Source organism: Paracoccus marcusii (genome assembly GCF_006151785.1).
GTDB classification, from domain to species: Bacteria; Pseudomonadota; Alphaproteobacteria; order Rhodobacterales; family Rhodobacteraceae; genus Paracoccus; species Paracoccus marcusii.
Genome location: NZ_VDDD01000169.1, coordinates 1 through 6,321, shown reverse-complemented (window position 1 = coordinate 6,321; position 6,321 = coordinate 1). Strand labels below are relative to the sequence as shown.

General features: G+C 69.8%; 7 protein-coding genes. 6 read left to right on the top strand and 1 reads right to left on the bottom strand.

Features of this window, described 5'->3' with window-relative positions; translation table 11 throughout:
• Positions 1-786 (bottom strand): four-carbon acid sugar kinase family protein (locus tag FHD68_RS17125; protein WP_139086350.1); only part of this gene is annotated, 786 nt, incomplete at its 3' end.
• An 86-nt stretch (positions 787-872) separates the two neighbouring features.
• Here FHD68_RS17125 and FHD68_RS17120 point away from each other — a divergent pair.
• The 6 genes from FHD68_RS17120 to FHD68_RS17095 all read left to right on the top strand — a co-directional run.
• Positions 873-1,703, top strand: coding sequence for a phosphogluconate dehydrogenase C-terminal domain-containing protein (locus FHD68_RS17120; RefSeq protein WP_127898960.1), 831 nt, complete (start codon positions 873-875; stop codon positions 1,701-1,703).
• Between the two features lie 61 nt (positions 1,704-1,764).
• Positions 1,765-2,742 carry a TRAP transporter substrate-binding protein gene (locus FHD68_RS17115; protein WP_240542443.1) on the top strand — a complete coding sequence of 326 codons (978 nt, stop codon included), beginning with the start codon at positions 1,765-1,767 and terminating at the stop codon, positions 2,740-2,742.
• Between the two features lie 51 nt (positions 2,743-2,793).
• On the top strand, positions 2,794-3,270 hold the full coding sequence (locus FHD68_RS17110; protein ID WP_127898959.1) for a TRAP transporter small permease: 477 nt from the start codon (positions 2,794-2,796) through the stop codon (positions 3,268-3,270).
• On the top strand, positions 3,267-4,544 hold the full coding sequence (locus tag FHD68_RS17105; protein ID WP_045983570.1) for a TRAP transporter large permease: 1,278 nt from the start codon (positions 3,267-3,269) through the stop codon (positions 4,542-4,544). The genes FHD68_RS17110 and FHD68_RS17105 overlap by 4 nt, the downstream gene beginning before the upstream one ends.
• Positions 4,541-5,551: a Gfo/Idh/MocA family protein gene (locus FHD68_RS17100; RefSeq protein ID WP_127898957.1), complete on the top strand. Its 1,011-nt coding sequence runs from the start codon at positions 4,541-4,543 to the stop codon at positions 5,549-5,551. Before FHD68_RS17105 ends, FHD68_RS17100 begins: the two co-directional genes overlap by 4 nt.
• Positions 5,548-6,321: D-apionate lactonase family protein (locus FHD68_RS17095; RefSeq protein ID WP_482811970.1), on the top strand; the 774-nt coding region annotated here is incomplete at its 3' end. The genes FHD68_RS17100 and FHD68_RS17095, both read left to right, overlap by 4 nt.

Sequence of the window (6,321 nt, the reverse complement as noted above, 5' to 3'; positions counted from 1 at the left end):
GCGCCCGGCCGAGGCGGGCGGGGGCGGCGCGGGCAGGTTCCCCGTCTGCTGCCAGTGGCGCACCAGCGCGTATTCGACCCCCTGGCTGCCCGCGACAAGGCCCATCCGCGCGCGGTTCCGCCAGATCAGCGCGCCCGCCGCGGCCTCCGATGCCGGGTCCATGCTGTCGATGGACAGGATGCGCGCGCCTTGGGTCAGCGCCTCCTCCAGCCGGGCCTGCGGGTCCGTGGCCAGCGCCTCCAGGTCGATCAGCGCGCCGGGCAGGTCGGTCTGCGCGGCCAGATGGGCCAGCAGGTCGGCTTCGGCCATGGGCGTCGCGGGGTGGTGCGCCATGACCGGGTGCCGGTCCAGACGGAACACCCCCTGCGGGCTGCCCGCGAAGAGATGCCCGAAGGCCTGATAGCGGCGCATGGCAGGGGCGGCGGTCAGCAGGGGCACGGCCCGGGACGGGCGCACCGACAGCCCCGCCGCGATGGCCGCGCCGATCGAGCCCAGATGCGGCGCCGAATCGAAGGTCGAGCATATCTTGTAATGCAGAATCTGCGGCCGCAGCGCGTCCAGCGCGGCGAAGAGCGGCGGCAGGTGTTCGGCCATCCAGTCCGGTCCCTGCGCGCGGGCGGTCGTGGCCAGCCCCACCGCCGCGCAATCCGCGAACCGCGCCATCAGCGCGGCTGTGGGCGGTTCGGTGAATAGGACCGATGGCAGGCCCGCGAAGGTCAGCACCTCCATCACCGCGGCGGCGCCGGTGAAGTCGTCGCCCAGCCAGGCCAGCCGCAGATCGGTCATTCGCATCCCCTCTTGACGTAACGGAATAATTATCACCTCATCATACCAGTTAGGCAAGTGATTCCCGAAGGCCGGAGGAGACTGAGATGACCAAGGTGGCGCTGCTGGGGGCGGGCGGTAAGATGGGGGTGCGTCTGGCGACGAACCTGGCCCGGACCGATTTCGAGGTGGCCCATGTCGAGGTCAGCCCCGCCGGACAGGCCCGGCTGAAGGCCGAGACGGGGCTGGATTGCGTCCCGCAGGAGGCGGCGCTGGCGGGTGCCGAGGTGGTGATCCTGGCGGTGCCGGACACGGTGATCGGCAAGGTCGCGGGCGCGGTCGTGCCGCAGCTGGCGCCGGGCACGATGGTCGTGGTGCTGGACGCGGCCGCGCCCTTTGCGGGCCATCTGCCCGAGCGGGCCGACATCACCTATTTCGTGACCCATCCCTGCCACCCGCCGATCTGGAACGACGAGGACACGCCCGAGGGCCGGGCCGACCATTTCGGCGGCGTCGCCGCCAAGCAGGGCGTGGTCAACGCGCTGATGCAGGGCCCGCGCGAACATTACGCCCTGGGCGACAGCATCGCCCGCGCGATCTATGCCCCCGTTGCCCGCACCTATGAGGTGACCGTCAGGCAGATGGCCATGCTGGAGCCGGGCCTCTCCGAGACGGTCTGCGCCTCGCTGCTGGCGGTGATGCGCGAGGCGCTGGACGAATGCGTGGCGCGCAGCGGCGTCAGCCACGACTGCGCCCGCGACTTTCTGCTGGGCCACATGAACATCCTGGGCGCGGTGCTGTTCAACGAGCGCGAGGGCGCGTTCTCGGATGCCTGCAACAAGGCCATCGAGTTCGGCAAGCCGATGCTGATGCGCGACGACTGGAAGCGGGTCTTCGAATGGGACGAGGTCGAGGCCAGCATCCACCGCATCACCTGACATCGCGCGGCGGGCGGGGGAGCGTCCGCCGCGATCATCAACACAAGGGAGGAGACCTTCGATGACCAAGATGATGACCGCCGCGTCGATGCTGGCCATGCTGCTGGGTGCGGGACCGGCGCTGGCCCAGGCAAAGGTGATGAACCTGGCCTTCACCCCGCCCGCCGACAGCCATTACGGCGATGCGGCGCGCGCCTTTGCCGAGACCATCGCTGATCTGTCCGACGGTGCCTTCGAGATCGCGCTGCGCCCGGCAGGCGCCCTGGGCGGTGAGCGCGACGTGATCGAGGGGCTGCAGATCGGCACGGTCGAGCTGACGATCTCCTCGACCGGACCCATCGGCAATTTCGTCCCCGAGGTCTATGCGCTGGATTTCCCGTTCCTGTTCGACGACTACGCCAGCGCGCACGCGGTCCTGGACGGAGAGATCGGACAGGAGCTGCTGGCCAGCTTCCAGCCGCACGGCATCGTGGGCCTGGCCTGGGCCGAGAACGGGTTTCGCCACATCACCAACTCGGTCCGTCCGATCCGCGAGCCGGCCGATCTGGCCGGGCTGAAGCTGCGCACGATGGAGAACGAGGTCCATATCGCGGCCTTCCGCGCCGCCGGGGCCGCCCCCACGCCGATGAGTTGGACCGAGGTGCTGACCTCGCTGCAGCAGGGCACCATTGACGGGCAGGAGAACCCCATCCCCATCGTCACCGCCAATAACATGTGGGAGATCCAGGACAACATCACCCTGACGGGCCATGTCTATTCGCCCGCCGTGGTGGCCATGTCCGCGATCCACTGGGACGGCCTGACCGAGGAACAGCAGGGCTGGTTCGTGGAGGCCGCCCAGGCCGCCGCCGCCGCATCGCGCCAGACCGTCGCCGCGAACGAGGAATCGGGCATCGCCCTGATGCGCGAGAACGGGATGGAGGTGATCGACGGCATCGACAAGGCCGCCTTCGCCGCCGCGGTCCAGCCCGCCTATGACGAGTTCGCCGACCGCTATGCGCCCGAGCTGATCGCGCGCATCCGCGCGGCGCAGGACTAGGGCGTCCGGCGGGGCCGTCCGCGGCCCCGTCTTGCGAACGGGGACACCATCATGAGACATGTCGAAGCCTGGGCCGAGGGCGTCGTCCGGCTGGCCCACAACCTGGCCGCGCTGCTGCTGGCGGTGGCGACGGGGCTGGTCTTCTTCCAGGTCGTCACGCGCTTCGGCCTGGGCCATGCCGCCGGCTGGTCCGAGATCCTGGCCCGTGGGCTGATCATCTGGTCCACGCTGCTGGTCGCGGCGGCGGGCTTCCGACTTGGCGCGATGATCCCCATCGACTTTCTCCGCGGGCTGCTGCCCGGCCCTGCGCAGATCTGGGTGATCCGGCTGGTCACGCTGCTGACGCTGGCCTTTCTGGTGGTGCTGGTCTGGCAGGGCTGGTCCATGACGCTGCGGGTGCAGGCGCAGCGGGTCGCGATGCTGGGCACCTCGATGAGTTGGTTCTATGCGGCGATCCCCCTGGGCGCGCTGATGGCCATTCCGGGCGTGCTGCTGCGCCATGTCGAACAGGAAAGGGAACGTCCGTGAACGCCGCTCTTGCCGCAGGCCTGGTGGGCCTTTTCGCGCTGTCCGTGCCGGTGGCGGTGTCCATCGCGCTGGCCTCGATCATCGCGATCCACTTCTTCTCGAACCTGCCGCTGCTGGTCGTGCCGCAGAAGATGTTCACCGGGCTGGACAGCTTTCCGCTGATGGCGGTGCCGTTCTTCATCCTGGCGGGCGCGATCATGACCCAGGGGGGTATTTCGGCCCGGCTGGTCGATCTGGTGAAATCCATGGTCGGCAACATCCAGGGCGGTCTGGCCAGCAGTTGCGTGCTGACCTGCATGCTGTTCGCGGCCATCTCGGGGTCGTCGGTGGCCACGACTTTTGCGGTCGGCTCCATCCTGATCCCGGCGATGCTGCGCCACGGCTATCCGGTAGGCATGGCGGGCGCGATCCAGGCGTCCTCGGCCGAGCTGGGCGTGATCATCCCGCCCTCGGTGCCGCTGATCCTCTATGCGGTCTCGACCGAGACCTCGATCACCCGGCTGTTCCTGGCGGGCATGGTGCCGGGACTGATGATCGCCGCCGCGCTGGTCGTGATGGTCCAGATCTGGTGCCGCGTGAAGGGCCACGGCAAGCGGGACGGCGAGGGCCGCCAGGCCATCCTGCCCGCCGCGCGCCGCGCCTTCGGGGCGCTGATGATGCCGATCATCATCGTGGGCGGCATCTATGGCGGCGTCTTCACCCCGACCGAGGCCGCCGCCGTGTCGGTCATCTATGCGCTGATCCTGTCGATCTTCGTCTATCGCGAACTGTCCTGGTCCGACCTGCCGGGCATCTTCCGCGCGGCGGCGGTGTCGTCCGGGGCGGTCATGCTGATCATCTCGGCGGCGGCGCTGTTCAGCTTCCTGATCAGCCTGTCGGGCCTGCCCGGCGCCGTCGGCACCTGGAGCCAGGAGAATTTCGGCAGCGCGCTGACCTTCCTTCTGGGCGTCAACCTGCTTTTGCTGGTCGTGGGCATGTTCATCGAGACCAGCGCCGCGATCCTGGTGCTGGCCCCGATCCTGACGCCGGTGGCGATCAGCTTCGGCATCGACCCGGTGCATTTCGGCATCGTCATCGTGGTGAACCTGGCCCTGGGCATGATCACGCCGCCCCTGGGGGTGAACCTCTTTGCCGCGGCCGCCGTGGCGAAGGTTCCGGTGCAGGCGCTGTTCCGGTCGCTGGTCTGGCCCATCGCCACGGTTCTGGTGATGCTGGCGGCGATCACCTATGTTCCCGCCATCTCCCTGGGGCTGGGCTGGTGGATGATGCCATGATCAAGGTCGGACTGATCGGCTGCGGCTTCTTCGCGGTGAACCAGATGCAGGGCTGGGCCGATGCGGAAGGGGCCTGCGTCACCGCGATCTGCGACCGCGACCCGGACCGGCTGGCCGCGATGGGCGCGCGCTTCGGCATCGCGCAGCGCTATGACGACGCGGCGCGGATGATGCGCGAGGCGGATCTGGACGTGGTCGACATCGCCACGACCGTCCCCTCGCACCGCCCGCTTGTGATGGCGGCGGCCGAGGCCGGGCTCCACGCCATCTGCCAGAAGCCCTTCGCCGAGACGCTGGAGGATGCCCGCGCCATGGTCGCCGCGATGGACCGCGCGGGCCGCGTGCTGATGGTGCACGAGAACTTCCGCTGGCAGTCGCCCATCCGCGCCGTGCTGGCCGCGCTGCGCGAGGGTGCGGTGGGGCGGCCCTTCTTCGGGCGGGTCAGCTTCCGGTCGGGCTATGACGTCTTCTCGGGGCAGCCCTATCTGGCGACCGATCCGCGCTTCATCATCCAGGATCTGGGCATCCACATCCTGGACATCGCCCGCGCCCTCTTCGGAGAGGTGGATCGCCTCTCGGCCAGCACCGCGCGCATCAACCCCGCGATCCGCGGAGAGGACGTGGCGACGATCCTGATGGATCACGCAGGCGGGGTGACCTCGCTCGTGGACTGTTCCTATGCGACGCGGCGGGACGAGACCTTCCCCCAGACCCTGATCGAGATCGACGGCACCGAGGGCACGCTGCGGCTGGAGGCCGGATACCGGCTGGTCATCGACCGCGGCTGCGACCGGCAGGTCCACGACGTCTCGCCCCCGCTGCTGCCTTGGGCCGAACGGCCCTGGCACAACATCCAGGAAAGCGTCGCGCTGATCCAGCAGGACTTCGTGGCCTGCCTGCGCGAGGGCCGGGCGCCCGAGACCTCGGGGCGCGACAACCTGGCCACGCTGGCCCTGGTCGAGGCCGCCTATGCCTCGGCCCGCGACGGCAGCCGGGTCCGGCCGTGACGCGGACGCTCTCCTGCGGGCCGGCGCGGCTGGTGCTGGAGGGCGACCGCCTGCGCTACCTGCATCTGGACGGGGTCGAGGCGATCCGCGGCCTGTCCTTCCTGGTCCGCGATCGCGATTGGGGCACTGTCGCGCCCAACATCTGCGATCTGCGCCTGTCCGACGGGCCGGACGGGTCGCGCATCGCCTGGACGGCGCGGTACGACATGGGCGCGGGGGCGGTCCACGCCGCGCTGATGGTCGATCTGACGCCCGACGGGCTGACCGCGCGGGCGGTGATCGGGGCCGAGGGGCAGGTCTGGACGAACCGCACCGGCTTCACGCTGCTGCACCCGATCACCGGGGTCGCGGGGGCGCCGGTCACGGTCGATCACGCGGACGGCCCGCCCGAGCAGGCGCGCTTTCCCACGTTGATCGCGCCGTGGCAGCCCTTCATGGACATCTCCGGCCTGACCCATCAGGCGGGCGGCTGGCGCGTCCATTGCCGCTTCGACGGCGACATCTTCGAGATGGAGGATCAGCGCCAATGGGGCGATGCCTCCTTCAAGACCTACAACCGCCCCCTGGCGCGGCCTTGGCCCTATCGTCTGGAGGGCGAGACCAGCCAGACCGTCACCATCCGCTGGTCCCCGGCCGCGCCCATGGCCCCGGTCACGGGCCCTGAGGCCCGCGTGGCCGACACGCGCTTTCCGCAGACGGCGCTGGCCCTGACGGGGGCGGATGCGGCGCATCTGGCCCGCGCGCCGCAGGGCCTGGCCGCGATCGGGGTG

What these genes read in the sequence shown, in the direction of transcription:
- FHD68_RS17100 (WP_127898957.1), top strand. Translation starts at nt 4,541, where the DNA reads ATGATCAAGGTCGGACTGATCGGCTGCGGCTTCTTCGCGGTGAACCAG.
- FHD68_RS17110 (WP_127898959.1), top strand. Translation starts at nt 2,794, where the DNA reads ATGAGACATGTCGAAGCCTGGGCCGAGGGCGTCGTCCGGCTGGCCCAC.
- FHD68_RS17115 (WP_240542443.1), top strand. Translation starts at nt 1,765, where the DNA reads ATGACCAAGATGATGACCGCCGCGTCGATGCTGGCCATGCTGCTGGGT.
- FHD68_RS17120 (WP_127898960.1), top strand. Translation starts at nt 873, where the DNA reads ATGACCAAGGTGGCGCTGCTGGGGGCGGGCGGTAAGATGGGGGTGCGT.